This window comes from Microbacterium sp. NC79, assembly GCF_019061125.1.
GTDB lineage: Bacteria > Actinomycetota > Actinomycetes > Actinomycetales > Microbacteriaceae > Microbacterium.
The window spans coordinates 1859460-1884672 of record NZ_JAHQYI010000001.1; the positions used below are offsets into that span (position 1 = coordinate 1859460).

Annotated in this window: 25 protein-coding genes; 5 read left to right on the forward strand and 20 right to left on the reverse strand. The window is 62.6% G+C overall.

All coding sequences use genetic code 11. The annotated features are described in order from the left end of the window. Positions 1–2 precede the first annotated feature (2 nt). Entirely contained in the window at positions 3–977 is a 975-nt protein-coding gene (locus KTJ77_RS13705) for an FKBP-type peptidyl-prolyl cis-trans isomerase (RefSeq protein ID WP_217337949.1), read from the reverse strand. 201 nt (positions 978–1178) lie between these two features. Between KTJ77_RS13705 and KTJ77_RS08410 the strand changes: the two genes are divergently transcribed. After that, positions 1179–1886, forward strand: coding sequence for a 1-acyl-sn-glycerol-3-phosphate acyltransferase (locus KTJ77_RS08410; RefSeq protein ID WP_217338410.1), 708 nt, complete (start codon positions 1179–1181; stop codon positions 1884–1886). A 107-nt stretch (positions 1887–1993) separates the two neighbouring features. Here KTJ77_RS08410 and KTJ77_RS08415 read toward each other — a convergent pair whose 3' ends face one another. After that, complete coding sequence (locus tag KTJ77_RS08415; protein ID WP_217337950.1) at positions 1994–2458, reverse strand: OsmC family protein; 465 nt, start codon at positions 2456–2458, stop codon at positions 1994–1996. Between the two features lie 40 nt (positions 2459–2498). Between KTJ77_RS08415 and KTJ77_RS08420 the strand changes: the two genes are divergently transcribed. Then, positions 2499–3491: an asparaginase gene (locus tag KTJ77_RS08420; protein ID WP_367948871.1), complete on the forward strand. Its 993-nt coding sequence runs from the start codon at positions 2499–2501 to the stop codon at positions 3489–3491. Positions 3492–3548: 57 nt separating this feature from the next. On the opposite strand, the gene KTJ77_RS08425 is transcribed toward KTJ77_RS08420, so the two are convergent. From KTJ77_RS08425 to prmC, 15 genes are all read right to left on the reverse strand, one after another. Next, positions 3549–6296 carry an FtsK/SpoIIIE domain-containing protein gene (locus KTJ77_RS08425; protein WP_217337952.1) on the reverse strand — a complete coding sequence of 916 codons (2748 nt, stop codon included), beginning with the start codon at positions 6294–6296 and terminating at the stop codon, positions 3549–3551. Between the two features lie 69 nt (positions 6297–6365). Then, the gene (locus KTJ77_RS08430; RefSeq protein ID WP_254367710.1) at positions 6366–7118 is read right to left on the reverse strand and encodes a PP2C family serine/threonine-protein phosphatase; all 753 of its coding nucleotides are present in this window, start codon (positions 7116–7118) and stop codon (positions 6366–6368) included. A 150-nt stretch (positions 7119–7268) separates the two neighbouring features. Then, a complete protein-coding gene (gene yaaA, locus KTJ77_RS08435; RefSeq protein WP_217337954.1) occupies positions 7269–8018 on the reverse strand; it encodes a YaaA family protein in 750 nt (249 codons plus the stop codon). Positions 8019–8083: 65 nt separating this feature from the next. Next, entirely contained in the window at positions 8084–8344 is a 261-nt protein-coding gene (locus KTJ77_RS08440; protein WP_217337955.1) for a F0F1 ATP synthase subunit epsilon, read from the reverse strand. A 1-nt stretch (position 8345) separates the two neighbouring features. Further along, positions 8346–9794, reverse strand: coding sequence for a F0F1 ATP synthase subunit beta (atpD, locus tag KTJ77_RS08445; protein ID WP_217337956.1), 1449 nt, complete (start codon positions 9792–9794; stop codon positions 8346–8348). 23 nt (positions 9795–9817) lie between these two features. Next, complete coding sequence (locus KTJ77_RS08450; RefSeq protein ID WP_217337957.1) at positions 9818–10714, reverse strand: F0F1 ATP synthase subunit gamma; 897 nt, start codon at positions 10712–10714, stop codon at positions 9818–9820. A gap of 21 nt (positions 10715–10735) precedes the next feature. Next, positions 10736–12376 (reverse strand): F0F1 ATP synthase subunit alpha, encoded by a 1641-nt coding sequence (atpA, locus tag KTJ77_RS08455; protein ID WP_217337958.1) that lies wholly within the window; start codon positions 12374–12376, stop codon positions 10736–10738. A gap of 61 nt (positions 12377–12437) precedes the next feature. Continuing rightward, positions 12438–13226: a F0F1 ATP synthase subunit delta gene (locus tag KTJ77_RS08460; protein WP_217337959.1), complete on the reverse strand. Its 789-nt coding sequence runs from the start codon at positions 13224–13226 to the stop codon at positions 12438–12440. Then, positions 13226–13774, reverse strand: a complete 549-nt coding sequence (locus KTJ77_RS08465) for a F0F1 ATP synthase subunit B (RefSeq protein WP_217337960.1) — start codon at positions 13772–13774, stop codon at positions 13226–13228. Before KTJ77_RS08465 ends, KTJ77_RS08460 begins: the two co-directional genes overlap by 1 nt. Positions 13775–13806: 32 nt before the next feature. Then, complete coding sequence (gene atpE, locus KTJ77_RS08470; protein ID WP_217337961.1) at positions 13807–14043, reverse strand: ATP synthase F0 subunit C; 237 nt, start codon at positions 14041–14043, stop codon at positions 13807–13809. 44 nt (positions 14044–14087) lie between these two features. Further along, positions 14088–14894, reverse strand: coding sequence for a F0F1 ATP synthase subunit A (atpB, locus tag KTJ77_RS08475; RefSeq protein WP_254367399.1), 807 nt, complete (start codon positions 14892–14894; stop codon positions 14088–14090). Positions 14895–15050: 156 nt separating this feature from the next. After that, positions 15051–15584 (reverse strand): hypothetical protein, encoded by a 534-nt coding sequence (locus tag KTJ77_RS08480; RefSeq protein ID WP_217337962.1) that lies wholly within the window; start codon positions 15582–15584, stop codon positions 15051–15053. Next, entirely contained in the window at positions 15581–16747 is a 1167-nt protein-coding gene (locus KTJ77_RS08485) for an MraY family glycosyltransferase (protein WP_217337963.1), read from the reverse strand. The genes KTJ77_RS08480 and KTJ77_RS08485 overlap by 4 nt, the downstream gene beginning before the upstream one ends. Then, entirely contained in the window at positions 16744–17451 is a 708-nt protein-coding gene (locus KTJ77_RS08490; RefSeq protein ID WP_217337964.1) for an L-threonylcarbamoyladenylate synthase, read from the reverse strand. The genes KTJ77_RS08485 and KTJ77_RS08490 overlap by 4 nt, the downstream gene beginning before the upstream one ends. Positions 17452–17483: 32 nt before the next feature. Next, positions 17484–18365, reverse strand: a complete 882-nt coding sequence (gene prmC, locus KTJ77_RS08495) for a peptide chain release factor N(5)-glutamine methyltransferase (RefSeq protein WP_217337965.1) — start codon at positions 18363–18365, stop codon at positions 17484–17486. 153 nt (positions 18366–18518) lie between these two features. On the opposite strand from prmC, the gene cysK reads away from it, so the two are divergent. The 3 genes from cysK (at position 18519) to KTJ77_RS08510 (ending at position 21602) form a co-directional block, all read left to right on the forward strand. Beyond that, positions 18519–19457, forward strand: coding sequence for a cysteine synthase A (gene cysK, locus KTJ77_RS08500; protein WP_217337966.1), 939 nt, complete (start codon positions 18519–18521; stop codon positions 19455–19457). Between the two features lie 3 nt (positions 19458–19460). Further along, a complete protein-coding gene (epsC, locus tag KTJ77_RS08505; RefSeq protein WP_217337967.1) occupies positions 19461–20030 on the forward strand; it encodes a serine O-acetyltransferase EpsC in 570 nt (189 codons plus the stop codon). Positions 20031–20219: 189 nt separating this feature from the next. Continuing rightward, positions 20220–21602: an amidase gene (locus KTJ77_RS08510; protein WP_217337968.1), complete on the forward strand. Its 1383-nt coding sequence runs from the start codon at positions 20220–20222 to the stop codon at positions 21600–21602. A gap of 98 nt (positions 21603–21700) precedes the next feature. On the opposite strand, the gene KTJ77_RS08515 is transcribed toward KTJ77_RS08510, so the two are convergent. From KTJ77_RS08515 to rho, 3 genes are read right to left on the reverse strand one after another with little or no spacing between them, the layout of a single operon-like run. Next, positions 21701–22006, reverse strand: a complete 306-nt coding sequence (locus KTJ77_RS08515; RefSeq protein WP_217337969.1) for a hypothetical protein — start codon at positions 22004–22006, stop codon at positions 21701–21703. Positions 22007–22017: 11 nt separating this feature from the next. Then, positions 22018–23097 (reverse strand): peptide chain release factor 1, encoded by a 1080-nt coding sequence (prfA, locus tag KTJ77_RS08520; RefSeq protein ID WP_217337970.1) that lies wholly within the window; start codon positions 23095–23097, stop codon positions 22018–22020. Then, positions 23097–25184 carry a transcription termination factor Rho gene (rho, locus tag KTJ77_RS13710; RefSeq protein ID WP_217337971.1) on the reverse strand — a complete coding sequence of 696 codons (2088 nt, stop codon included), beginning with the start codon at positions 25182–25184 and terminating at the stop codon, positions 23097–23099. The genes prfA and rho overlap by 1 nt, the downstream gene beginning before the upstream one ends. Positions 25185–25213: the final 29 nt, after the last annotated feature.

Below are 25213 nucleotides of genomic sequence, written 5' to 3' on the forward strand. Positions count from 1 at the left end.
GACTACTGCGCGGACGGCGTTGCCGTTGCGAGGATGTCGACGACGAAGATCAGCGTTTCTTTCGCGAGCTCGTGGTCTGGGTTGGCACCGTATCCTGCGGCAGGCGGAACCACCACGAGAACCTGCGAACCGACCTTGTAGCCCTCGAGAGCCTGCTTGAAGCCCTCAACGACGCCGGTCGTCGGGAAGGACGTCGGCACAGCGCCTCGGCTCCACGAGCTGTCAAACTCGGTACCGTCAGACCACTTGACGCCCATGTACTGGACGGTGACCGTGTCACCGGGCGCGACGACGTCGCCGTCGCCCTCCTTCAGCGTGGCAAGCTTCACCTCGGTGGGAGCGTCGCCTTCGGGAACAGTGACCGTCGGCGTGCCGTCTTCAGCGAGCGTGACGATCGGCATGCCCTCAACGGCAGGCTGTGCTTCGCCCCATGCCGTGGTCGGGGTAATGCCCTGAATGTCGAAAATCCAGATGTATGCGGGGCGATCAGTGCTTGCCGGCGTGGTGACCGCGATGCGCGATCCGACCGTCGCGCAGCTAATAGCCTGCGCCATGCCGGTTTCGGCAACGATCGACTGCAGGATCGGGTCGCTCGTCCAGCCAGCCTCTGCGATCTTCTCGCCCGTTGAGGCGTCGAAAATCGTCTGAGCAACGTCAACGAGCTGACCGTATTTGATCTGCTCGCCGTCACCCTCGACAGTGACCACACGTTCAATGTCGGCGACCTCGAGCGGTGCCGTGAACGTTACCGTCGGCTCCTTCGAGATGTCGGTGTCTACCGTGACTGCTTCGATCGCCGGACCGCTCTCGTAGGCCGCACCACACAGATCGGTGGCGGGATCAACAGCGGTCGATTCGCCTCCGGCCGAGGTCTCCGTCGGCGTCGGAGTGGGGTTGCCACCTGACGATGAGCAACCGGCAAGGGCCAGAGCTGAGATCAGCAGAGTGGGAGCGATGAGGGAGAGTCGAGCGCGCACGGGTTTCCTTTGCAAGACAGACGAAACCACTATTGTGTCGTATACGGCTATGCCTCGCCTGAGAGAATGTCGTGGTCAGCCAGACACCGTCACACCCGCATGCCCGAGGCGGCATGCGGCGCGTAGTAAACTCGCTTAGTGACTTCTGACGAGCAGGAACCCGAATCGACTCCCACTCCGTCGAAGAACCGCCCGACTTTCATGTACTGGTTCGGTCGCGCCATTCTTACGCCGCTGGCCCGCTTCATCTACCGCCCGCGCATTGAGGGCAAAGACAACGTTCCGCTGACGGGCCCGGTCATCTTCGCGAGTAACCACCTGTCGTTCATCGACTCGATCGCCATTCCGGTGGTTGCTCCTCGTCCCGCACACTTCCTCGCGAAGTCCACGTACTTCGAAGGCACCGGCTTCAAAGGCTGGGCGCAGCGTTCGTTCTTCACCTCAATCGGCGCCATTGGTGTGCGCCGCGGCGCTGGTCAGGCCGCGCTCGACGCGCTTGATCAGCAGCGGCAGCTCCTGGAAGAAGGCCGCGCCGTCGCACTGTACCCGGAGGGCACACGCTCGCTGGATGGCCGCCTGTACAAGGGCCGCACTGGTGCCGCGTTCTTGGCGCTACAGACCGGAGCCCTCGTGGTTCCCGTCGGACTGATCGGCACCGACAAGGTCATGCCCAAGGGCGCCAAGATGCCCTCGCTGAAGGAACGCATCACGGTGAAGTTCGGCGAGCCGCTTGATCTCTCATCTCATGGCCCCGCGACCAGCGGTAAAGCGCGTCGTACGGCAACGGACGAGATCATGGCGGCCATTCACGCCCTGTCAGGTCAGGAGTTGGCTAACCAGTTCAACGAGGTTCCTGCAGCAACACCGATCGAACGTATCAAGCAGGTTCTCCCCCACGAGCGCCGATAGGCGCACGCGGAGCCAGCCGTTCCGCGGCAGCGTCAGCCGACGACTCGCACGACTGAGTCAGCCGACGGCCTGCACGACTAAGTCAGCCAACGACTCGCACGACCGAGTCAGCCGACGGTGACGGTTGGTACGTGACGCACCGGAAAGTTCACGCTTGACGCGATGAAGCACCATTCATTGGCGTCGTGATGCGCTGCGATGGCATCGCCAATCATGGATTCGTCGGCAACCGTCACACGCGGATGCAGCACCACTTCGCTGAAGTGACCACCGTTGCCCTCTTGCACCATGGTTCCGGTTGCTTCATCGCGATAGCTGGTGACCACGACGCCTCGTGTCACGCACGCGTGGAGATAGCTCAGCAGGTGGCATTCGGCGAGCGCCGAGATGAGCAGGTCTTCTGGATTCCATTTCGCACTGTCGCCGCGGAACGGGCGATCTGCGGAAGCGAGGACATCGGGCTTGCCTGCGACTTCGAGGGTGACGCTACGCGCATAGTCACGGTAGCCGCTCGTGCCTGACCCGCTGTTGCCCGTCCAGGTTGCCGTTACTGCGTAGTGGTGCTCAGCCATGCGCCTAGTTTGGCACGACGCGCGCGTTAGGCTTGATGTCGTGTCTGAAACTTTTGCCGTAACCGAAGCTGTTGAACTTGCCGTTGTGGAACGGAGCGGATTTGTTGAGTCGCGTCATGCGGGCTCAGCCGTTGTGCTCTCGCCCGATGGCGAGATCGTCGCGTCGTACGGCAACATCGATGCACCAGTATTGCCGCGATCAAGCATGAAGCCGCTGCAGTCGCTGGCGTGCGCGACGGCGGGCTTGGAGCTCACCGGCGAAGCACTCGCACTGTCGACGGCATCCCACTCCGGAACCGACCGCCACGTTGCCGTGGTGCGCTCCATGCTGCAGTCGGTGGGTCTGACCGAGGACGACCTCGAGTGCCCGGTCGCCTACCCCAGTGACACCGACACATACGCACACATGTTGCGCGACGCACTGCCGCAGGCACGCGTACGGATGAACTGCTCGGGCAAGCATGCCGCGATGCTGATGACGTGCGTGGCCAACGAGTGGCCGACGGCTGGATACCTTGACCCGCAGCACCCGCTCCAGGTTCACACCAGGGAACTTATTGAACGCCTCACCGGCGAGAAGATGACGATCACCGCAGTCGACGGCTGTGGCGCACCCGTGTACGGCATGAGCCTGCACGGTCTGGCGCGTGCTCTGCACCGCATCGGCACGGCGAGCGAGCGTTCACCGTTTGCCATGTACCGCTCAGCCGGTGCGCTCGTTCGTGCTGTGCGCGAGAACCCGTGGGCGATTTCCGGTCCTGGCCGCGATGACGCGATCGTGATTGAGACGCTCGGTGTCTTCTCTAAGGTTGGCGCCGAGGGCGTGCAGATCATGGTCGCCCCGAACGGTACCACCGTGGCGCTGAAGATGATCGACGGCAACCCGCGCGCAAACGCGATTGTCGCTGCGACGCTCCTTGCGCGTGCCGGAGCCTTCACTGACGCGCAGATCGCTGAACTCGAAGCGGCCTTGAACCTCGATGTCTTGGGAGCCGGCCACCCGGTGGGCCGCATCCGCGTCACGGCGGTCTGAGCGTCGGTTTTCTGCAACGGTGGACGGGCATGTCGTGTGTGCGTCCGCCGTTGTCCGTTAGGCATGCAGCCGTACCCGCCGCGGCCGCGCCCCACTGCGAAACACCCACCATCGTCCCGGGCGCGCAAACGGAGGCGTCGCACGCTCCCCGGTAAGCATGCGCACGTCTGCCAGACACTCCGCTGCAACCACAAGCGTTCCGGTGTTTCGCAATAGCTCCAGCGTCGCCCACGCGCGCTGAAACTGTTCCGGATCGCCCAGGAAGATCGTGTGGTCGAGCGCTTCTTGCGTGATCGCGGCCGCATCGCCGACCGAGACGAAGTTCCATCCTGTTCCCCACGCTTCGCGAAGCGCGTTGACGCGTTGTTGCATACCGCGTGCCACAACGCCAATCGGGCCACGGCGAGGGTGAAATATCGGGGCAGGGTCAGGATGTGGTTCTGCCTGGCGCGGGTCGCATACCGCGAACTGCACCTCAGCACCCGCCATCAGTGCACGACCGGGAGGTTTGCGCGGATCATGGTCGGTTGAGCTTCCTCCTGCCGCAATGTGGTCAAGCTTGCTGGGAACAGCGAGCAGCACGCGGCCGGGAAGCAGATCAGCGATCCGCGAGAGCACACCCGAGGCGCGTTGCGCTGTGAGAACCCATGTTTGTCCTCTGGAGCCTGCCGCCCGCACCAACTGTTCCACGCGTTCGCTTGCTTCACGCGAGAACGGCTCCGGCCATGCAGCGAGGGCCGAATCGACGTCATCCCAGACCACAAGCGTGGCCGGCAGCATCGCCAGCTCATCGAGGCAATCCCACGCCAGCTCCGCGTCGGAGGGTATGCGGACCGTGTCGTGGTGGCTCTGTACCAAGAGCTCGACGAGGGAAGTCTTGCCGCTCCGTGGGCCTCCCAAGACCCACCAGCCGCGTTCCACCCCGGGTTCAATCACAACCGGGACGCGGCGGAGGTTCTCCGTGTCATCTGCCACGCCGACCGCGATCCCCCTGGCCGGTGTCGGAAGGTCAGCGACCGCCACACGCGGCGGGAGCGGATCCCACCACGACTCCTCTTTTACCGGAGCCGGATACCGCTCACTGAGGCGAGCGATGTCGTCAGCCGTGCTCAGCGCGCTGCGGAACCGCTGGGGCGTAGCGTCGGCCGCACGCCGCACATATGCCACGCCTTTGCCCTCTCCGCCTCCGCTGATTTGGGCCGCATCGTCAGTACCGATAATGGTGCGCGCATCTGTCGAATCCGTCACCCGTAACGCGATGCGTAGCGGCGTATTTGCCAGCGTCGCATCGCGAATGGTTCCGGCCGCGCGCTGAGCACCGAGAATGAGGTGCATCCCCAACGCGCGACCACGGGCGGCGATGTCGGTAAAGACCGCGTCAAGTTCGGGCAGTTGTCGAAGCATGGCAGCAAACTCGTCGACGATGATGACGAGCCGCGACAAAATGACGCGCTCGTCGGTGATATCGCGCGCGCCGACGGATGCGATCGCCTGCTCACGACGACGAATCTCGGCCTGCAAACTGAGAACGGCACGACGAGCCAGCGCACCGTTGAGGTCGGTGAGTACCCCGGTGACATGCGGCAGCGCGAGCAACGGATCAAAGGCGGTACCGCCCTTGAAGTCGGCAAGCAGGAGAGTCACCTGATCAGGCGGATACGCCGCGCACAGCGCGAGCGCCCAGCTCACCAGCAGTTCGCTCTTACCTGAGCCCGTGGTTCCGACCACGACAGCGTGCGGTCCGTCCGACACAATATCGAGTGTCGTCTGAGCACTCCCCGAGCGGCCAATCACCACGGGCAGTTCGCGATGCGCCGCACCGGGGTGCTGAACCAAATCCGCGAAGTGCACGACGGGCTCACTCCCCCGCGTGTCTTCCGCTTTGCCTGCGAGTACCGCGGCAACCGCCAACGCCTGTTTCGCCGAGATCGCCTCGGCGCGAACGTCATGCTGCAGTGAATCGCGGCTGACCGTGCCACGCAGATCAGCGTCCACATCGATCACCGTGCGGCAGCCGGCTGGCAGCGCATCCGCTTGACGACACCACCCCATCGACAGCGCCGAAGGTGGCGGGTCGTTGGCTGCCACCGCGAGCACGCGCTCGGCGTTCGAGTACCGCACGTGCGGTAGCTGCGTCATCCACTCCTCGGCGTCCTCTCCGAGCACAAGCCGCAGCCTGTCGGGCGCGTGAGTGCAGCACACTTGCAGGACGAGGGCGCGCAAGACGGCCTTGGCAACCAGCGGGTCCGCGCGCACGCATATTCCTCCGTCCAACGGCAGCACGAGCGGTGCGCGCTCCAATGTCATCGCGTAGGCGCGAAGGCGCTGTGCTTCTTCACCCTCGACCCCGCGCGCGACGTCTAAAGCCACACCCATGGTTCCGGACCCCACGACCACCGTGCCCTCGCGTTGCGGGTGCACGCGCCATAACTCCTCTTCGTGGGTCGTCAAGCGCGCCACGTCAGGGTGGGTGTGCCACCGTAACGCACGTTCGGCCTCATGCTGCGCATCAATGTGCACCGTAAGGTCGGCAGACGCGCGCCGGATCTCCTTGCGGTAGCGGCGCGCGTCTGCACGCTTGCCGCGGGCGGCATCAAGCATCGTCGCGACCAACATCACGGGCCCGAGCGCCGCGAACATCAACGCAATGACCGACTGCGTGAGCGCGTACATGCCGAGGCCGCCGAGAATCGGAACCACGGCGGCAGCGAGCGGGATCGCCGAGCGCTTGCGTGGTTCAGGCGGCGCGGGAAGGGTGAGCGGTGCCTGTGCGGTCGGCTGAGGCGACGTCAGAACATAAGTCATGCCACCATCGTGCGGCGCGTGGCCGAGCGGTGTCGGGAAAATTCTCCGCCGGCGGAGAAACCGTGGGACTTACGCGGTTGTGGAGGAACGAGTGACGTCGACGACGATGATCGTCACGTTGTCACGACCGCCATTTTCCAGCGCAGCATGCAGCATCGCGTCAACGGCATCGCGAGGGTCAGGGTTCTGCGCGAGGAAGTGGCCGATCCCGTAGTCGGTGAGTTCTTTCGTGAGTCCGTCAGAGCAGATCACGAAGCGGTCGCCATCAACAATTTCGACGCGAACGTAGTCGGGTGACACGCTTTCACTCGGCCCGACGGCACGAGTAATGACGTTGCCGTACGGGTGGTTCTCTGCCTCTTCTGCGCTCAGGCGGCCGGCTGCCATCAGCTCTTGCACAACAGAGTGATCCGTCGTGAGCTGAGTGAGTCCGCCGTCACGAAGCAGATAGACCCGGGAGTCACCAATGTTGAGGGTGACCCATGACTCGGTGGCAACGTCAGTATCGAGGTAAATACCGGTCAGCGTTGTTCCGGTGCCTTCATCGGTCGTTTCCGGATGCGCCGCAATGTCAGCAACAGCTTTTGTCAGGGCCTTTTCGATCGTGATGGGCGATACTTCACCCTTTTTCACCATTGCACGCAAGCGATCGACGGTGCTGGCACTGGCAATCTCACCACCGATGTGGCCGCCCATGCCGTCGGCGACGACGAACAGCGGAAACGCGGTGAGGAAGGCGTCTTGGTTTGACTCGCGTCGGCGACCCGTGTCTGTGGTTCCGTACCACGACAGCGTGACCGCATCGCCACTGGCGAGCGTCAAGCTCTGGGTTGCGGTTGCGTCAACGGCGTTGGCCACGGCCGAAACCCCCATACTTTGTGTTGCCAGCGCGGGACTGCACCGGTCTCCCCATCCTAAAGGACACGCCGCTATCGCGTTCGTAACGACGTGGAGATTGGGGAGAGTTTGTTGCTAGGCAGCAACGAGTTGCCACTCGGGCTCGGCCGCTCGCAGTTCGATGCGGTGCAGCGACGCCCACTTCAAGAGCGCCTCGGGCGATGAAATCTCCGGCCCGGATTCAGCCAGCGCGCGTACAAGCGCACCCTTCGCGTGCTTATTGAAGTGGTTGAGTGCCCGCACCTGCCCACTTTCGGTGCGGCTCACGACGCGGACGAACGCGGAATTCGTCTCAGCAGGCACGGGGCCGAGCGCGACGTACGCCTCGCTACGAAGATCGAGCACAAAATCGGGGTTCGCCGCGGTCAGCGCAGCCGTGATCGGCTCACGCCAATGCTTCTTCATCGGCGCTAGCCCTGGAAGGCGAATACCAGCGCCCAATCGATACGACGGAATGTCGTCCCCGGCGCCGACCAGACCAAAAGGTGCCGAATGAATCATGACGTTTTTAGCCAGCCAGGCGCGGGCCCGGCTGTCGAGGGTTTTCGCGTCGAGAGCATCGAAGAGCACACCCGTGTAGCGATCCATCGCTGGCATCGTTGGCGCCGTCCACAGCGCAGCATTTGTCGCGATCTCCCCCAGTTGCCTGGGCGACAGCTTCAGGGTCCGCGCTGCTTGGGCTTCATCAGCACTCAGCGCGACGAGCGCGTCGATGACGGCGCGACGAGATGGTTCCAATTCCGAAAGCCGCAGACCCGAAAGATCAAGTGGGGCGCCGGAACCATCCGGGCGCTTGGTCTCGGAGGGCGGAAGAAGAATCAGCATGGCTTACCTTGTGATGCAAGAAGCCGCCCACCGGAATTCCGGCAGACGGCTTCTTGACTAGTCAATTAGGAGACGAGTGCAGCGTGACCCGCGACAATCGTGACGGTGGAGCCCTCCATGGAGAGGAATCCGTCCTTCGCAGTTGCGGTGACCTTCTCGCCGGCGGAGGTGGTGATACGCACCTGTCCCTCAGCGAGAATAGCCAGCACAGGCTCGTGGCCGGTCATGAACCCGATTTCGCCTTCGACGGTCTTGGCGACGACGAGCGAAGCCTCTCCCGTCCAGACCTCCGCGTCAGCAGAGACGAGGCTCACGTTGAGGGCCATCTCAGCCGTTCTCCTTCTGGATCTTCGCCCACTGCTCTTCGACGTCGGAGATACCACCGACGTTGAAGAATGCCTGCTCGGCTACGTGGTCGAACTCGCCCTTCACGATGGCATCGAAGGATTCGATGGTCTCCTTGATCGGAACCGTCGAGCCCTCAACACCGGTGAACTTCTTCGCCATGTAGGTGTTCTGCGAGAGGAACTGCTGGATGCGACGTGCACGCGAGACAACAATCTTGTCTTCTTCCGAGAGCTCGTCGACACCGAGGATGGCGATGATCTCCTGCAGTTCCTTGTTCTTCTGAAGGATCTGCTTAACCGCAGTTGCAACGCGGTAGTGGTCGTCACCGATGTAACGGGGGTCGAGAATACGCGACGTCGAGGTCAGCGGGTCAACGGCCGGGTACAGACCCTTCGACGCGATCTCACGGCTGAGCTCGGTCGTTGCGTCGAGGTGGGCGAACGTCGTTGCCGGCGCCGGGTCGGTGTAGTCATCAGCAGGAACGTAAATTGCCTGCAGCGACGTAATCGAGTGACCGCGGGTCGAGGTGATGCGCTCCTGGAGCACGCCCATCTCGTCAGCAAGGTTGGGCTGGTAACCCACGGCCGAAGGCATACGACCCAGCAGGGTCGAGACCTCGGAACCGGCTTGCGTGAAACGGAAGATGTTGTCGATGAAGAGCAGAACGTCCTGGCCCTGCACGTCACGGAAGTACTCCGCCATCGTCAATGCCGACAGAGCAACGCGCAGACGCGTTCCCGGCGGCTCGTCCATCTGGCCGAAGACAAGGGCGGTCTTGTCGAAGACGCCTGCTTCTTCCATTTCGTGGATCAGGTCGTTACCCTCACGGGTACGCTCACCAACACCGGCGAACACGGACACACCACCGTGGTCCTGTGCGACGCGCTGGATCATTTCCTGGATGAGCACGGTCTTACCGACACCTGCACCACCGAACAGACCGATCTTTCCACCCTGAACGTAGGGGGTCAGAAGGTCGATGACCTTGATACCGGTCTCGAACATGGTGGTCTTCGACTCAAGCTGGTCGAAGGCGGGTGCCTTGCGGTGGATGCCCCAACGCTCGGTGACCTCGATGGTCTCGCCGGGTGCGAGGTTCAGAACCTCACCCGTTGCGTTGAACACCTTTCCCTTGGTGACGTCACCGACCGGAACCATGATCGGCTCACCGGTGTCGCGCACCTCCTGGCCGCGGACAATGCCGTCGGTAGGCTTCAGGGCGATGGCACGAATAAGGTCGTCACCGAGGTGCTGCGCAACCTCGAGCGTGATCTCAGTCGACTCTTCGCCGATCGTGATGGTGGTCTTGAGTGCGTTGTAAATGCCGGGAATCGAGTCGTGCGGGAACTCGATATCGACAACCGGTCCCGTAACGCGTGCGACGCGCCCGACGACCGCAGTCTGAGCTGCCGTGGCGGTGTCAGTCATGGTCTTCTCTTTCGTGATGGTCTTTAGGACGCCAGAGCGTCCGCGCCGCCGACGATCTCGGCGATCTGCTGCGTAATCTCTGCCTGGCGCGCGTTGTTGCGGAGGCGGGTGTAGTCCGTGATGAGCTTGTCTGCGTTGTCACTTGCCGACTTCATCGCCTTCTGCGTGGCGGCGTGCTTTGCAGCAGCCGACTGCAGGAGCGCGTTGTAGACGCGGCTCTGGATGTAGACAGGCAGGATCGAGTCGAGAACCTGGTCAGCGTCCGGCTCGAATTCGTACAACGGGTACACCTGAGTCGACGCAGCTTCTGCTTCGTCGGCCTCCACGATCTCCAACGGGAGAAGGCGGACGTTCTCAGGCGACTGCGTCATCATGCTCACGAAGCGGTTGTAAACGAGGTGAATCTCGTCGACGCCGCCGTCAGCGTAGTCCTTGCGGAACGAGTCGAGGATGGCTGCCGAAATCGCTTCGGCAGTCTCAAACGCGGGGTTATCAGTGTCGCCAACCCAGTCGGCTTCCCAGCTCATCTTACGGAACTGGAAGTAACCGACGGCCTTGCGACCAACGAGGTAGTAAACCACCTCGCGGCCCTGGTCCTTGAGCATTTCAGCGACCTCGAGAGCCTCACGGAGGATCTGCGAGTTGAACGCGCCGGCCAGGCCGCGGTCTGCCGTGAAAACCACGACCGCAGAGCGGCGGATCTGCTCGGGCTCACGAGTCAGCGGGTGATCGACATTGGAGTTAGTGGCCACGGCGGAAACGGCACGCGTCACGGCTCGCGCGAAAGGCGAGGCCGCGCGAACGCGGGCCATGGCCTTCTGGATGCGCGAAGCCGCGATGAGTTCCATCGCCTTCGTGATCTTCTTCGTGGTCTGAGCAGAAGAAATCTTCTGCTTGTAGACCCGGAGTTGAGCGCCCATTATCGTTTCTTTCCGCCCGGCTTACGCCCGGCGACCCTTGACGATCTGCTCCTGGTTCACGTCTTCAGCAGAAGCAGCGTCGTACTCTTCACGGCCGAGACCGTCAATTGCCTGACCCTTGCCACCGTTGAACTCAAGAATGAACTTGTCTGTGACCGTGTTGAGCTCGTCGACCGTTGCGTCGTCGAGAACGTTCGTCTCACGCAGACGCGTCAGGATGTCGGTGTTACGACGCACGTAGTCCAGAAGCTCGCGCTCGAAGGGAAGAACGTCTTCCACCTCGACCGTGTCCAGCTTGCCGTTCGTGCCCGCCCAGATCGAGACAACCTGCTCTTCAACGGGGTACGGCGAGTACTGAGGCTGCTTCAGGAGCTCGGTGAGGCGAGCACCGCGGTCGAGCTGACGACGCGATGCTGCGTCAAGGTCAGATGCGAACATGGCGAATGCTTCGAGCGAGCGGTACTGAGCCAGCTCCAGCTTCAACGTTCCGGAGACCTTCTTGATCGACTTGACCTGAGCGTCACCACCAACACGCGAAACCGAGATACCAACGTCGACCGCGGGGCGCTGGTTAGCGTTGAAGAGGTCCGACTGGAGGAAGATCTGGCCGTCGGTGATCGAAATCACGTTGGTCGGAATGTACGCGGAGACGTCGTTTGCCTTGGTCTCAATGATCGGAAGACCGGTCATGGAACCTGCGCCCAGCTCGTCAGAGAGCTTTGCACAACGCTCGAGCAAGCGGGAGTGCAGGTAGAAGACGTCACCGGGGTAAGCCTCGCGGCCCGGCGGACGACGAAGGAGGAGCGAAACGGCGCGGTAGGCTTCAGCCTGCTTCGACAGGTCATCGAAGATGATCAGGACGTGCTTGCCGCCGTACATCCAGTGCTGACCGATGGCGGAACCCGTGTAGGGAGCCAGGTACTTGAAGCCGGCCGGGTCAGACGCGGGAGCTGCGACGATCGTCGTGTACTCCATGGCGCCAGCCTCTTCCAGCGCGCCCTTAACGGAGGCGATGGTCGAGCCCTTCTGGCCGATTGCGACGTAGATGCAGCGAACCTGCTTGTTTACGTCACCCGACTCCCAGTTGGCCTTCTGGTTGATGATGGTGTCGATCGCGATCGCGGTCTTACCGGTCTGGCGGTCACCAATGATGAGCTGACGCTGGCCACGGCCAACGGGGATCATCGCGTCAATTGCCTTGATACCGGTCTGCATCGGCTCGTGTACCGACTTACGCTGCATAACGCCAGGAGCCTGAAGCTCAAGCGCACGGCGTCCTTCGGATGCGATGTCGCCGAGGCCGTCGATCGGCTGACCCAGCGGGTCAACGACGCGGCCAAGGTAGCCGTCACCGACGGGAACCGAGAGGACTTCACCCGTACGGGTAACTTCCTGTCCTGCCACGATGCCCGCGAACTCGCCGAGCACAACAACACCGATCTCGTTCTCGTCCAGGTTCTGGGCGAGGCCGAGGGTGCCGTCGCCGAAGCGAACGAGCTCGTTAGCCATGACGCCGGGCAGGCCCTCAACGTGGGCGATACCGTCGGCAGCGTCAACGACGGTGCCAACCTCGGTCGCCGCAGCGCCTGCGGGCTCGTAGGCGGCGACAAAATCTTTCAGCGCGTCACGGATGACGTCGGGGCTGATGGAGAGGTCTGCCATTGTCTTCCTTCGTTTTGTGGGGCTTCACGCCCCGAAATTCTCCGCTTTCGCGGGAAGTCGTTTAGCCTGCGAGCTTCTGGCGCAGGTCCTCGATGCGCGACGAAATCGTGCCATCGATGACGTCATCGGCGATCTGCACACGCAGGCCTCCGACAACGGCGGGGTCGATTACGACGTTGAGCGAAACACGCCCGCCGTAGCTCTTCGACAGAGCAGCCGTGAGGCGCTCTTGCTGGTCAGCGGACAGTGCGGAAGCCGACGTCACCGTGGCGACGACACCTCCACGCTGCTGAGCGACCAGACCCATTGCGTGCGAGAGCATTGCGCGCACACGACGACCACGCGGGTTCTGAACCAGCGCCGAAACGATGGTCGTTGTCGCGTCGCTTGCCTTGCCAGCAATGAGCGTGCTTACCAGCGTGCCCTTTGCATCGTTTGCACCGAGGCGCGAGCCAAGAGCAAGTTCAAGGTCGGGGTTGTCTGCGATGAGTCGCGTCACGGAGAAGAGCTCCCCTTCGATGTCGACTCCCTCTGCGGCGCGCGATGCCGCGCGCACGGCGAGGTCTTCGATACCTGCGACGAGATCATCGGCGTTCGACCAGCGCTGCGATACCGCTGCGTTCAGTGCAGCAACCGTTGCCGGCTGAAACTGCGCACCGAACACGGTTGCAACGACCTGCGAACGCGACTCGACCGAAGCCGTGGGGTCAGCAAGCGCTCCGCCCAGCTGCTTCGAGGATCCGAGCACGTTGGCGGCTGCGAACAGCTCGCGTGCGGTGTTCAGATCAACGGTCTGCGCGTCGAGAGCTACTGCTGACGCCGCGAGTGCCTGAGTGGTAGCGCTACCCATTATCGGGTTGCCTTCTCAGAAGCCTCGAGGTCAGCCAGGAAGCGGTCAACCACGCCCTGAGCCTTCTTGTCGTCTCCGAGCGTTTCGCCGATGACGTTACCTGCGAGGTCAAGAGCGAGCGTGCCGACCTCGCTACGGAGCGAAACGAGAGCGGTCTGACGCTCTGCCTCGATCTGCGCGTGAGCCGTGGCCTGGATGCGAGCTGCCTCAGTGGAAGCTGCGTCCTTTGCCTCTGCAACGATCTTCTTGCCGTCTTCGCGTGCAGCGTCGCGGATGTCTCCCGCTTCCTTGCGCGCGCTAGCGAGCTGAGCCGTGTACTCCTCCAGCGCGGCTTCCGCCTGGCGCTGTGCTTCGTCTGCCTTGGCAATGTTGCCCTCGATGGCAGCCGAGCGTGCGTCGAGCAGCGCGGCCATCTTCGGGAGAGCAACCTTCCAAACAACGAAGAGGATGATCACGAAGCAGACGGCCGACCAGATGATGTCGTACCACGCGGGGATCAGCGGGTTAGGCGCTGCTTCCTCTGCGGCTAGGACAAGAGCGTTAAGCATCCTGTCTCCTTACCTGTCTGAAGTCGAGTGAATTACGCGGCGAAGATGAAGTGCGTGGCGATACCGATGAAGGCGAGCGCCTCGGTGAAGGCGATACCGATCCACATCATGACCTGCAGGCGACCCTGCAGCTCAGGCTGACGTGCAACACCCTCGATCGTCTTGCCGACGACGATACCCACACCGATAGCGGGGCCGATTGCCGCGAGGCCGTAGCCCACGGTCGAGATCGAGCCGGTAACTTCAGCGAGAACCGTAGTTGCGTCCACGGGGTTTTTCCTTTCGTTGGGAGGAACGGCTTATGCCGCTCCGCTCAGTGCTCTTCCGCGACTGCGAGCTGGATGTAGACCGCAGTCAGGATCGTGAAGACGTACGCCTGGAGGAAAGCCACCAGGATTTCAAAGAGGGTGTATGCGAAACCGGCTGCCAGCGTACCGACACCAAGAATCGGGAACCATGACCCTGCAGAGAAGAAGAAGAAGTGCGTCGCCGCGAAGAACAGGACGAGCATCAGGTGACCGACGATCATGTTCATCAGAAGACGCAGCGTCAGCGTGACGGGGCGGATGATGAACGTCGAGATGAACTCGAGCGGCGTCACGATCAGGTAAAGCGCCTTGGGCACACCGGCCGGGAACAGCGAGTTCTTGACGAAGCCCAGCGGGCTCTTCTTGATACCCGCGTAGATGAACGTCACGTAGGAGATCACCGCGAGCAGCAACGGAACGGCGATGATCGAGGTTCCGGCGATGTTCATGAAGGGGATCACACCGGTGAGGTTCATGAACAGGATCATGAAGAACATCGTGGTGAGGATCGGAAGGAAGCGGTTGCCGTCCTTCTTACCCAGGAGGTCGTGCGCGATGTTGACGCGCACGAAGTCAAGGCCCATCTCGACAATCGACTGGAAGCGGCCGGGAACGACGCGCATCTTGCGAGTGCCAAGAACCAGCAGCAACACGACAACGGCGGTCGCGAAAAACTGGATCAGGTGAATGCGGGTAATAACCAGCTCACCGATTTGGAAGACCGGCGCAGGGAAGAATTCCCAAATCGACGGTGAGTGGAAGCCATCGCCTTCAGCGGCGGCAGCGGCGATAAGACTCGCGGCGTGGTTCAACGGTGCGGCTCCAACTTCGGGGCAACATACATGTGCTGCGACGATGGGTGAGACTGGATCATCCCGGCTCAGGTCGCGTGCAGAGCACTGCGCACAGCCGAGGGGAACTCTCCTACCCTAGCAATACTTCGTAATTCTCACGAATCGAGAGCAAGATTATTTAGGGTCATTTGACGGGGAATCTGACCCGTCAATTTCTTCTCGCTTTGAGTCATGCGGCGTGTCGTTTTGTTCGCCCGCTTCCTCAAGCGTTTCTGGCAGTGCAATCTCAATCGGGATGCGCATTTTCTGCATGACAACGACGTCGACGATGAGCGATGCGAGTACGGTCACGACGAGCGCAACGTAGAAGACTTGGCTGTTCAGCCACGGCTGATCCTTGATCAGGAAGAACCCGACAAGGAAGATCACGAACTTGACCAGCCAGCCACCCAACACAATGGCAAAGAACAGCGTGGCGTACAGATCGGTTCCGTTCCACCGGTTGGCGATCAAGATCGACGCCGCGGTAATAGCAAGAAACACGAAGCCAAACAGCACGCCGACGACGGCGCTCCACATGCCATCCTGCGATGCGATCAGGTAGCCGACGACGCCGGCGATAACGGCGATGACAGCGTTGACGATGCCGCCAACGATGAGGGTCATTCGCAGAACGGGGTTACTCGCTACGGGTGCGGGCGTGGTCATGAGGCGTCCTCCATGTCGGGCGCGAGGGTTGGGCGGCGGCGCGACGGAATGATTGTCACGACGAGGCAGGCAAGGATTCCGACGACGCCGAAGATGACGCCAACCCACCACAGCCCCGGCCAACGTTCACGGGTCGCAATGTACATAAGCAGCACAGACAGGCAGACGACTGCCGTCCATGCGTAAAAAATCAGCACGGCTTCCATGGCGGTGTGGCCATGATCAAGCATGCGGTGGTGCAGGTGCTTGCGGTCGGGTGCGAATGGCGATTTGCCTGCCTTCAAACGGCGCAAGATAGCGAGGCCGAAGTCGGTGAGCGGCAGCATCACGACGACGATCGGCAACAGAATCGGAATGAATGCACCGAGCAGCTGCGACTCCCCCAGCCGGTCATCACTGATGGCGTCGCTGAGCGCCTCGGGGTTTGCCTCACCCGTAATCGCAATTGCACTGGTTGCCATCAAGAGGCCAAGTAACAGCGCACCGGAGTCACCCATGAACATGCGTGCAGGGCGCCAGTTCAGTGGGAGGAAGCCGATGCACGCACCGATGATCGCGGCGGCGATGAAGGTCGCGAGCGATGAGTTCGTCGAGGTGCCAAAATCGCGCACGAACATGTAGGAGTACAGGAAGAACACGACGTTCGAGATCAGTACGACGCCCGCAACGAGGCCGTCGAGACCATCGATGAAGTTGACCGCGTTCATGACGACGACGATGACAAGCACCGTGAGGCCGAACAGGACCCAGCTCGACAGCACCGTGATGCCACCAAGCGGCAGGTAATAGATCTGCAGGCCGCCGTAAGCGATGATGCTCGCGGTGATGAACTGTGCCGCGAGCTTGATCATCCAGTCGAGATCCCACAGATCATCGGCAATACCGACAAGAACGATGAGCGTCGATGCAATGACGATGGCCCAAATGGCCGTTGGCTTTTCCCAAAAGATCGCGAAGAACGGAACCTGGCTAGAGATCGCGATAGCGATCATGATTCCGACGAACATCGCGATGCCGCCAATGCGCGGCGTCGGCGTCGTGTGCACGTCTCGTTCGCGAATGCCCGGGTAAATCTTGAACCGGTGGCTCAGGTGCCACACCACCCAGCCGACGATGAAGGTCACCGCGGCGGTCAGAATGATGATGAAGAGGTACTGCCTCAAGACGTGCCGCCGGCTTCGGGTTCCGCAGCCGCGGGATCCGGCTCCAGCACGTCTCCGAGCACCTCACGAAGCTGGGCGCGAGAAACGCCGCCTTCACGGAGAACGCGCACGATGCGGTCGCCCTCGGTTGCGGTGACCAGCTGGGTGGCATCGATGATCGTCGAGCTGACGCCTGCCCCCGCCTGCCCACCGTCGAGATAGACACCGATACTTTCGGCCAACATGTTCTGCGCTTCAGCCACCGTGTTTGCGGCGGGCTGTCCGGTCAGGTTGGCACTGGACACCGCAAGCGGACCCGTCTCTTGCAACAGTTCGCGAGCGATCACGTTGTCTGGCATACGAACGGCCACCGTGCCCTTGGTGTCACCCAAATCCCACGTCAGCGACGGCTGGGCTGGCAACACGATGGTGAGCGCACCCGGCCAAAAGCGTTCGACGAGTGCGGTCACTTCACCAGGCACCTCGGCAACCAGCGCACGCATCGCGTCCGTGGTTCCGACGAGAACGGGCGGTGGTTGGTTGCGACCACGACCTTTCGCCTCCAACAGCCGCTTCACCGCTGCGGGCGAAAACGCATCAGCACCAACGCCGTAAACGGTGTCGGTGGGCAACACAATGAGCTCGCCGCGGGCGATGGTGGTGCGCGCGGCACGCATCGCAGGCAGGAGCTGGGAAGAATCGAGGCAGTCAAAGACGGAAGACATGACCTCGCTATTCTAGGGCGCGCGGCTGGCGATTACGGGTGAACGGCGGTGGTTACGCGATCGCGCATCGTGAGATCTTGGTGGGTTGCCGCTGACATCCAGCCGTCCGCGGTGAGGATTTCGCGGATATCCGCCCCCTGCCATTCCCCGTGTTCCAGCACGATGCTTGAGCCTGGATAGCCAAGGCGCAGACCCACGCCACTGATGACGCGGATGTCGTCGAGACCATCTGCGCCGCTGTAAAGCGCCTCTTTCGGGTCATACAGTCGAACCTCGAGATCGCGCGGTATCGCCTCGGCTGGCACATACGGCGGGTTCGAAGCGATGACCGCAACGGTTCCGGCAAGGTCATCGAGCGCGCTGGCAAAATCGCCATTGCGCAGTTCCATGTTGGTCGCACCCACATGCGCGACGTTCTTGGCAGCCCACGCGTGTGCGTCGACGGACCGTTCGACCGCGATGACGCGGGAGTGCGGAACCTCGGTGGCCATCGCGAGGGCGATCGCGCCGGATCCGGTTCCGAGGTCGACGGCGACAGGGGCAGGATTTGCCACCGCCCACAGCGCGTCGATCGCATACTGAGCGACGATCTCCGTCTCGGGCCGCGGAACGAAGACACCGGGGCCGACAAGCAGCTCCATGTAACGGAACGGCGCTGTCCCGGTGATGTGCTGGAGGGGTTCGCGCGCGGCACGGCGCGACAGCACCGCGGCAAACGCTTCACCCTCATCAGAGGTCAGCGAATATCCCAGCGATTCTTTGAGCTGAATGTCGCCGCGCGACGTGCCGAGCACGTGCGCGAGAAGCAATGTTGCATCAACGCCGGGGTCGGCGACGCCCGCTTCGGCGAGGGTCTGACGGGCATTCGCCAGTACGACGGGAACGGTGGCATCGGAGGCTGGCTGCTCAGTCATCGTCCCCAGTTTACCGACGGCGCTTTTCGCGACGGGGCCAATGGTTCCGGCGCCTCGTGCCCTTCGACGACGTAATTCGTCACATGCCTATCGTCCGGTCAGCGAGACGCCCTATTCTGAACCCGCATTTGTCGTCACCACGAAAGGGCAATCATGGCTGGAATCCACGCCGATATCACCACGGCATTCGGAAACACTCCCCTCGTTCGCCTGAACGCTGTCACCGAGGGCGTGGGCGCTACCGTGCTTGCCAAGCTCGAGTATTACAACCCGGGATCCTCGGTGAAGGACCGTCTCGGTATCGCGTTGGTCAACGCGGCAGAGGCCTCGGGAGATCTGAAGCCCCGTGGCACCCTGGTCGAGTCGACGTCGGGAAACACCGGCATTGCACTCGCCCTGGTCGGCGCGGCCCGCGGCTACCGCGTGATCTTGACGATGCCCGCATCGATGTCGAAGGAGCGCCGTCTGCTGCTGAAGGCATTTGGTGCTGAGCTCGTGCTGACTGACCCGACGAAGGGTATGACGGGCGCGGTTGAAGAAGCCAAGCAGATCGTCGCCAACACGCCTGGTGCCATCTGGGCTCGCCAGTTTGAGAATGAGGCGAACCCGGCCATTCACCGCACCACGACCGCGGAAGAAATTCTGCGCGACACCGAGGGCAACGTGGATATTTTCGTGGCGGGCATCGGAACCGGTGGCACGATCACCGGTGTGGGGCAGGTGCTGAAAGAAAAGGTTCCGGGCGTGCAGGTGATCGCAGTGGAGCCCAAGGACTCCCCGATCCTCACCGAGGGGCACCCTGGTCCGCACAAGATTCAGGGCATTGGTCCGAACTTTGTGCCTGAGATTCTTGATCGCGGCGTCATCGATGAGGTCGTCGATGTTGAGTTTGACGACTCGTTGCGCGTTGCCCGCGAAGTCGCGGCACGCGAAGGCCTATTGGTCGGGATGTCATCGGGTGCGGCGATTTGGGCGGCACTTGAGGTTGCGAAGCGTCCGGAGAATGCGGGCAAGACGATCGTTGTGATCGTGCCAGACACCGGCGAGCGTTACCTCTCGACGGCCCTGTTCGAGGATTTACGCGAAGATTGATGCATGAGCATCATTTCTCGACTCCGTGAGGACCTGCAGGCGGCGAAGCTTCGCGACCCTGCCGCCCGAAACGGGGTGGAGATTGCGATTCTCTATCCGGGCTTGCATGCAATTTGGGCACACCGGGTCAACCATTGGCTGTGGCGACACAACGTGCGTTTTCTCGCGCGCGCAGGGTCGCAGTTCACCCGTTTTTTGACCGGGATTGAGATTCACCCGGGGGCGACGATCGGGCGACGCTTCTTCATCGACCACGGCGCAGGCATTGTGATCGGTGAAACCGCTGAGGTGGGTGACGACGTGATGCTGTATCACGGCGTCACCCTCGGCGGTCGCACCACGTCAGCCCCAGGCAAACGCCACCCCACGATTGGCGATGGCGTCGCCATCGGTGCTGGCGCCAAGGTGCTTGGCCCCATTGTGATTGGGCCGCACTCTGTCATCGGCGCGAATGCCGTTGTGACGAAGGATGCTCCGGCCGCGTCGGTCTTGGTGGGCATTCCCGCGAAAGCGCGCCCCCGCCACCCCGGCGAAGACACGAAGGCGCTCATGGCGCCCGAGTACTCCATTTAATCCCCGCGCCCCCGCCGGCTCCCGCTCCGGCCAGTCTGCGAGCCTGCCACACCGGCGAGACACATTTTGGTCGGCGAGACACATGGAACCACGTGGTGTTTCGCCGACCAGATTGTGTTTCGCGGTCAGTGGCGGCGCCGTGGAGACACACGGGGTCGGGGCGCCGTGGTGCTCACGTAGGCTCGAAGTATGAGTGCAATCCATGACATTTCTGCGCGCGGGCTCGCCCGGCAACTCAACCAGCGCTCGGCCTCGCCGCGCATCGTCACGGAACACTATCTGCGCCGCATCGCGTCTCACAATGACACGGTCGGCGCATTCGTCGAAGTGACTCCAGACGCCGCGCTTGCGCGACTCGACACGGTTCTTCGCGAAGCTACCCGCGGCCCGCTCTGGGCGGTTCCGTTCGCCGACAAGGATCTCTCCGCACGCGCAGGAATTGCGACCCGCTACGGCTCCGCCGCATTCCGCTCCTACGTCCCGGACGCTTCTGACCCGCTGGTCACAGCACTAGACGCGACGGGCGGCGTCAGCCTCGGCAAGACGGCGACGCCGGAGTTCGGCATGACCGGGTACACCGAATCTGCCGTATCTGCACCAACACGCAACCCGTGGAACCTTGCCACCGGAGCCGGTGGTTCCAGTGGCGGCGCGGCAGCCGCCGTTGCCGCGGGTCTGCTCCCCTGGGCGCCAGGGTCAGATGGTGGCGGTTCCATTCGCATTCCCGCCGCAACCGTTGGTGTCGTGGGACTCAAACCTTCCCGCGGACGGATGCCCTTCGGTTCCGGTCTCGACTCCGCCGATGGGCTCGCCGTCTCTGGCCCGCTGGCACGCAGCGTCGGCGACATTCGCTTTCTCTATGGCGTGATGCGCTCACTTGCACCGCTCCCCTACGCTGTTGCGGCACCCGAGGTTCCGTTGCCCACCACACTCCGCGTAGGCGTGACGACGGTGTCACCGTGGGACGACGACACCGAGATCACGCTTGACGCGGATGCCGCGGCAGCTGTGGCGTGGGCGGCTGACGTGTTGGCTGGCGCCGCTGATGTTTCGGAGGCACGCTGGCAGCCAGTCGGATACGCCGACCTGTTTCGCACGCTGTGGCGATCCAGCGCCGCCCGTATTCCGGTGCATGGCGCCGACCTGGCAAACGTCGAGCCGATCACGCGCTGGCTCATCGATGAGGGTCGTGCGCTCTCATCCGAAGACGTGCTGTCAGCGCTGGCTGCCGCTCGTGTTTTTGAGAAGCAGACAATCGGCGCGTTCCGCGATTACGATGCGGTTCTGACGCCGGTGATCGCGCAGTCGCCGCGTCCGATCGGCTGGTTCGATGCCGAAGACGCTGAAAAGAACTTCACCCAACAGGTGCAGTACGCGCCGTACACGAGCTGGGTCAATGTGGCCGGGCTTCCGGCGATTTCGGTGCCGGTGACGATGTCGGCGACAGGCCAACCCGTCTCTGTACAACTCGTTGGGCACCCGGGTGGCGAAGAGGCGCTGTTTGCTCTCGCCGAAGTTCTCGAGCAAGCCCGCGGACCGCTCCCCCACCCGCCTCTCTGGTACGAGGGCTAGGGGCGCGCGGCTTTGGTTCCGCTCGCCCCGAAAAGGAACCAGATGCGGCGGAACCTCGCCGCCGTCGAGCGCGACACCAGATGCGGCGGAACCTCGAGCTAGGGGGCGTCGAGGGGTGCGCGGAGGGAGTGCTCGCAGAGGGGGCAGTACGTCACTTCAGCGGGCAAAACCAGACCAAAGCGGAAGCTGATCGGCAGGGGTTTGCCGCACGATGGGCATTTCCACATGCGGGAAACGATCGCGCCAGACCACGCCGGAAAAGCAAGCACAATGGCGACCAGCACCATCATCACGATGACGAGCGAATACCAGCGCAAGCTGTAGCCCACGATCGACAAAGCCAGTGCGATGAGGCACATGACGGGCACGCGCACCACGGCGCGCATCACGTCTTCGTACCTCACCGCACCCTCACTTAGTCGTTGTCGCCGATAGCGGCGAGGCGCTCCTCTTCATCGGCCGAAATACACGACTCGATGATCGGTTCGATCGCGCCGTCCAACACCTGATCCAGGTTGTACGCCTTGTATCCGGTGCGGTGATCCGCGATGCGGTTCTCCGGGAAGTTATACGTGCGGATGCGCTCGGAACGGTCCATGCCACGAATCTGCGATTTGCGGACGTCAGACGCCGCCGCCGCAAGTTCTTCCTGCTGACGTGCGAGCAAGCGGGCACGAAGCACACGCATACCGGCTTCACGGTTCTGCAGCTGGCTCTTCTCGTTCTGCATCGACACCACAATTCCGGTGGGAACGTGCGTGATTCGAACGGCCGAGTCGGTCGTGTTCACCGACTGACCACCGGGGCCAGACGAACGGTACACGTCGATCTTCAGATCATTCTGGTCGATGTGAATCTCTTCGGGCTCGTCAACCTCAGGGAACACCAGCACACCCGTCGTCGACGTGTGGATGCGGCCCTGCGACTCGGTCGCAGGCACACGCTGCACGCGGTGCACGCCACCCTCGTACTTGAGGTGCGCCCACACGCCCTGCGAAGGGTCAGTGGAGTTGCCCTTGATCGCGATCTGAACGTCCTTGTAGCCGCCTAGGTCGCTTTCGTTGTGCTCAAGTAGCTCGGTCTTCCAGCCGCGGTGTGCCGCATACTGCGAATACATGCGCAGCAGATCGGCGGCGAACAGGGCGCTTTCGGCGCCACCTTCACCAGCCTTGATCTCCATGATCACGTCGCGCGCATCATCCGGGTCGCGCGGGATCAGCAGTCGGCGCAGTTTTTCCTGCGCCTGAGCCAGCCCCTCTTCCAGCGACGGAAGCTCTTCGGCAAATGCCTCGTCTTCCTTCGCCAGCTCGCGCGCGGCTTCCAGATCGTCACCGGCTGCGTTCCATGCGTCGTACGCGTGCACGATCTTGTTCAGCTCGGCATAGCGACGGTTGACGCGCTTAGCGCGCGCAGCATCGGCGTGAACTTCAGGGTCAGACAGTTCCTTCTCGACAAGCTTGTGCTCGTCGAGAAGGGCCTGAACAGACTCGAACATTAGCGAATGTTGTTCTCGTGAGCGTGCGATGCGCCGCCAGCCGGAGCCGGCATCGACTTCTGCATCTGCACCAAAAACTCAACGTTTGACTGAGTGTCGCTGAGCTTGCCGAGCACGACCTCGAGGGCCTGCTGCGTGTCGAGACCCGCAAGGGCGCGACGCAGCTTCCACGTGATCTTGACCTCGTCGGGCGAGAGCAGCATTTCTTCACGGCGGGTGGACGACGCGTTGACGTCGACGGCCGGGAAGATGCGCTTGTCAGCAAGCTGACGGCTCAAGCGCAGCTCAGAGTTGCCCGTGCCCTTGAACTCTTCGAAGATGACCTCGTCCATCTTGGAACCAGTCTCCACGAGCGCGGTCGCAAGAATCGTCAGCGAGCCACCGTTTTCGATGTTGCGTGCAGCACCGAAGAAGCGCTTCGGCGGGTACAGCGCCGAAGCGTCAACGCCACCAGAAAGCACGCGACCCGAGGTGGGAGCAGCCAGGTTGTATGCACGACCAAGGCGCGTAATCGAGTCGAGCAGCACGACGACGTCGCGGCCGAGCTCAACGAGACGCTTCGCGCGCTCAATGGCAAGCTCAGCAACCGTGGTGTGGTCTTCAGCCGGACGGTCAAAGGTCGAGGCGATGACCTCACCCTTCACCGTGCGCTGCATGTCGGTGACCTCTTCGGGGCGCTCATCTACGAGCACGACCATGAGGTGAACCTCGGGGTTGTTCGTGGCAATCGCGTTCGCAATCTGCTGCAGCACGATCGTCTTACCGGCCTTCGGCGGCGCAACGATCAGGCCACGCTGGCCCTTTCCGATGGGAGCAACGAGGTCGATAATGCGCTGCGTGAGCTTCTCCGCACCCGTCTCCAGGCGCAGGCGCTCCTGCGGGTACAGCGGCGTCAGCTTGCCGAACTCCACGCGGTTGGCTGCGTCTTCGACCGAAAGGCCGTTGATCGAGTCAACCTTGACCAGCGCGTTGTACTTCTGACGTCCGGACTGCTCGCCCTCGCGCGGCTGCTTGATCGCACCGACGATGGCGTCACCCTTGCGCAGGTTGTACTTCTTTACCTGACCGAGCGAAACATAAACGTCGCTCGTGCCTGGCAGGTAACCCGACGTACGCACGAACGCGTAGTTGTCGAGAACGTCAAGCACACCGGCGATCGGAATCAGAACGTCGTCTTCGCCGATCTCGGGCTCGAACTCGTCGTTCTGCGTGTTCGTGCGGCGCTTGTTGCGCTGACGGTTGCGGTTTGAGCCGCCCTCGTCGTCCTGGTGGTTGTTGCTGTTGTTGCGGTCGTTGCCGCCGTTGGTCTGGCCGCTGTTGTTCTGAGCGCCGTTGTTCTGGGAACCGTTGTTGTTGGTTCCGGAACCATTGCTTCCGCCGTCACGCTCGTTGCGGTTGCGATTGCGGTTGCGGCTACGGCTGCGGCTGCGGTTGCCTTCGGAGTCGCTGCCATCAGTCGATGCGTGCTCTCCGTCAGTGGCAGTCGTCTCCGCACTCGACTCAGCGGGAGCATCGGCCGATGTGTCCGCCGATGCCTGTGCCGTCTCGGCCGCTTTGTCAGCGGGAGCTTCGGAGGTCTCGGCAGCGACCGGCTTCTTGCGTGAACGCGTCGGGCGCTTCACCGGTGCGGCTTCTTCGGTTGCGGCACCATCCGTCGCGGCTTCCGTTGCGGGAGCAGCAGGAGCGTCGGTCGTAGCGGCAGCAGCGGCAGCAGCCGACGCCTTCGTTGCGCGCTTCACCGGAGCTGCAGGAGCATCCGTTGCGTCGGCCGAAGCCTCCGCTACCGGAGCGTCAGCGGCCGGGGCCTCAGCATCTACGGTTGCCTTGGCGGCCGTCTTACGCACGGGACGCTTGCGCGGTGCCTTGGCCGGAGCCTCGCCCGATGCGTCCGATGCGGCAGGCGCAGCAGCCGTAGCCTCAGCCGCGGGGGCCGACGCCACGTCAGCGGCCGGTGCCTCTGCCGTTGCCTCTGTGGTCTTTACCGTGGCGGTTGATGCACGCCGCGGTGCACGCTTCTTCACGGGTGCAGCTTCTGCTGCCACCTGCGGAGCCGCAGGTGTGGTTTCGATCTCGGAGTTTGACTCCACGAGTTCTCCTCTAATTGGGATTAGCTTTC

Bases quoted from the DNA above. Each gene is read 5' to 3' on its own strand.
- cysK (WP_217337966.1), top strand. From the start codon at position 18,519: ATGGCTGGAATCCACGCCGATATCACCACGGCATTCGGAAACACTCCC.
- KTJ77_RS08415 (WP_217337950.1), bottom strand. From the start codon at position 2,458: ATGGCTGAGCACCACTACGCAGTAACGGCAACCTGGACGGGCAACAGC.
- KTJ77_RS08460 (WP_217337959.1), bottom strand. From the start codon at position 13,226: ATGGGTAGCGCTACCACTCAGGCACTCGCGGCGTCAGCAGTAGCTCTC.
- yaaA (WP_217337954.1), bottom strand. From the start codon at position 8,018: ATGCTGATTCTTCTTCCGCCCTCCGAGACCAAGCGCCCGGATGGTTCC.
- epsC (WP_217337967.1), top strand. From the start codon at position 19,461: ATGAGCATCATTTCTCGACTCCGTGAGGACCTGCAGGCGGCGAAGCTT.
- KTJ77_RS08510 (WP_217337968.1), top strand. From the start codon at position 20,220: ATGAGTGCAATCCATGACATTTCTGCGCGCGGGCTCGCCCGGCAACTC.
- KTJ77_RS08490 (WP_217337964.1), bottom strand. From the start codon at position 17,451: ATGTCTTCCGTCTTTGACTGCCTCGATTCTTCCCAGCTCCTGCCTGCG.
- prfA (WP_217337970.1), bottom strand. From the start codon at position 23,097: ATGTTCGAGTCTGTTCAGGCCCTTCTCGACGAGCACAAGCTTGTCGAG.
- atpD (WP_217337956.1), bottom strand. From the start codon at position 9,794: ATGACTGACACCGCCACGGCAGCTCAGACTGCGGTCGTCGGGCGCGTC.
- KTJ77_RS08410 (WP_217338410.1), top strand. From the start codon at position 1,179: ATGTACTGGTTCGGTCGCGCCATTCTTACGCCGCTGGCCCGCTTCATC.
- KTJ77_RS08440 (WP_217337955.1), bottom strand. From the start codon at position 8,344: ATGGCCCTCAACGTGAGCCTCGTCTCTGCTGACGCGGAGGTCTGGACG.
- KTJ77_RS08450 (WP_217337957.1), bottom strand. From the start codon at position 10,714: ATGGGCGCTCAACTCCGGGTCTACAAGCAGAAGATTTCTTCTGCTCAG.
- KTJ77_RS08480 (WP_217337962.1), bottom strand. From the start codon at position 15,584: ATGACCACGCCCGCACCCGTAGCGAGTAACCCCGTTCTGCGAATGACC.
- KTJ77_RS08425 (WP_217337952.1), bottom strand. From the start codon at position 6,296: ATGACTTATGTTCTGACGTCGCCTCAGCCGACCGCACAGGCACCGCTC.
- prmC (WP_217337965.1), bottom strand. From the start codon at position 18,365: ATGACTGAGCAGCCAGCCTCCGATGCCACCGTTCCCGTCGTACTGGCG.
- KTJ77_RS08465 (WP_217337960.1), bottom strand. From the start codon at position 13,774: ATGCTTAACGCTCTTGTCCTAGCCGCAGAGGAAGCAGCGCCTAACCCG.
- atpA (WP_217337958.1), bottom strand. From the start codon at position 12,376: ATGGCAGACCTCTCCATCAGCCCCGACGTCATCCGTGACGCGCTGAAA.